This window comes from Protofrankia sp. CiP1_Cm_nod2 (assembly GCF_920664355.1).
Lineage (GTDB): Bacteria > Actinomycetota > Actinomycetes > Frankiales > Frankiaceae > Protofrankia.
On record NZ_CAKKTL010000379.1, the window covers coordinates 1 to 1,648 of the forward strand.

A 1,648-nucleotide genomic window follows, 5' to 3' on the forward strand; every position below is an offset into this window, starting at 1 on the left:
GTCTTCGCGTACGGCGGACTACGCCTCTACGCGATCCTGAACTAGCCGGGGGTGCGAGCGGAGCATGCGCTTGGTCCGCCGCACCTGGCGACATGATTCTTACCGGCGCCCCCTGCACCGGCAGGACACGTCCGCTGGGGACCGTTTCGTATCTACCTGGACACCGCAGGCATTATTACCGTATGACTCAGCCTCGTGACAGTAAGGGACGTTGGCGGAAAAGCCGTGCGGGACTGATAACCGCGGTCGTCATCGCCGCGCTGCTTGCCGCGCGACACAACGGGCATCAGCCCTCGGTTTCCAGCCCGCTGCCAGCCCCGACGGCCACCCGCACATCGCAGTGACGTGACCGGGCAGGCGCGCACAATGATCGCGTCGTGATGGTCAGGCACGGTGGGCGAGTGGCGTCGGTTGCGGCTCATCCGTCTGAGATCTCCTGACGCCAGGCGTGGAAGAAGCGGCGCAGCCGGTCGGCGTCCGGACGGGACAGGCACAGGTCGTCGTCGGTGAACCGGCTGACAGTTCCGATCATGTCGGCGAACGCCCGGAGGTCGAAGCCGTCGTCCTGGGCCTGGGCGAGGCGGATGAGCTCGTCCTTGGTGACGACCTCCGCCAGATCTTGCACATCGGTGAAGTCGCGTGCCTCGGCTTCCACGACGAGCCGGGCGAAGCTATCCGAAAGCTGAATCCGCCGGGTCATCCAGCCCTGGCTGGCCGCGGCCCGCTCAAACGCCGCCGCCGCGTCGGGGATCGGTGCCACGGGCGGGACACGGTGAACAGATCAACATCGCGGGTTCCACGGTCGACGAGATCACGTGCGATGAGGGCCGCACCTCCCGCGACCGCGAAGCCCGCGCTCTCCGGCAGACTGAAGAACAACTCCGCTACCGCCCGCTGCAACGCAGTGATCATCGCAGGCGGGCCCGTTCCTCCCAGGCACATCGAATCGGAGCGGGCAGCACCAGCTCCGGCCACGCGTCGACGAGCAGCGCCCCGTCGACGTAGGCGAGAACGTCTTCCGCCCGGCCTTCCCGCAGGACGATCTCGTACAGCCGATGACGTTGCCGCCGGTCCGCGAGATCGTAGATCCGCCCCGGGCTGGACCAGTCGAGGTGGGCAGGCAGCCGCACGCGGGCCAACGCCGCACCGAGCGGGAGCCGCGGCAGCCGGTCCGGCACGACGAACGGCCGACCGCGCCCATCCTCCAGGATCTCGAACCGCGGCACCGGTGCGATGTCGAACCGGAAGCCCGCCGCGGCCAGCAGCCGCGTCGCCGTCTCCAGCGTCGGTGACTTCGTCCCATGCTCACAGGCCGCCACAGTCGGCCGGGAGGTACCGGCGCGGCGCGCGAGCTCGGCCCCTGAGAGCCCCGCCTCCAGCCTGGCTGCCTCAAGCAACCGGTGTGCCGATGGCTCCCATCCCGGCCTCCAGCCACAGACCCATCCGTATCCGATAGGATACCCTGTTTCGCCCGCCCACCTGGCCGTTCGCCGTATAGCAGGCGGGGCTCGAACCAGCTGTCGAGGTCTGACCAGCACCGTTCCACAGTGCTGGATCTCAAAGCGATAGATCGCAAACCGCATTCACCCAGGAGTCGTCAGAACGCGGCGCCGGTGACCGACCGGCGGGCGGGCCCGGCGGTCGGCGG

At 68.6% G+C, this 1,648-nt stretch carries 2 protein-coding genes; both read right to left on the reverse strand.

What is annotated here, in order from left to right; translation table 11 throughout:
- Positions 1-418 precede the first annotated feature (418 nt).
- Positions 419-760: a hypothetical protein gene (locus tag NBW84_RS23635; RefSeq protein WP_250287532.1), complete on the reverse strand. Its 342-nt coding sequence runs from the start codon at positions 758-760 to the stop codon at positions 419-421.
- 148 nt (positions 761-908) lie between these two features.
- Entirely contained in the window at positions 909-1,397 is a 489-nt protein-coding gene (locus tag NBW84_RS23640) for a helix-turn-helix domain-containing protein (RefSeq protein WP_250287534.1), read from the reverse strand.
- Between the last annotated feature and the right edge of the window lie 251 nt (positions 1,398-1,648).